We start from the raw sequence: 235 nt of genomic DNA on the forward strand, positions 1-235 counted from the left end.
TAGGCTTCGTTCAGGGTTTGCAGCAGCGAGAAGCTGGTGCCACCGCCCACGTCAGTGCCCAGGCCGACATTCAGCTTGTGCTTCTCGGCCATCGGCAAGTTGAACAAGCCACTGCCGAGGAAGAGGTTCGAGGTCGGGCAGAACGCCACGGCTGAACCCGTCTCCGCCAGCCGTGCGCACTCGTCATCACACAGGTGCACGCCGTGGGCAAACACCGAGCGCTCGCCCAGCAGCT

General features: G+C 63.8%; 1 protein-coding gene. It reads right to left on the reverse strand.

Translation table 11 applies throughout. The annotated features are described in order from the left end of the window. Window positions 1-235: amidohydrolase family protein (locus tag ABS784_RS17305; protein ID WP_352513445.1), on the reverse strand; the 235-nt coding region annotated here is incomplete at both ends.

Source organism: Geobacillus sp. G4, assembly GCF_040327975.1.
GTDB lineage: Bacteria > Bacillota > Bacilli > Bacillales > Anoxybacillaceae > Geobacillus > Geobacillus thermoleovorans.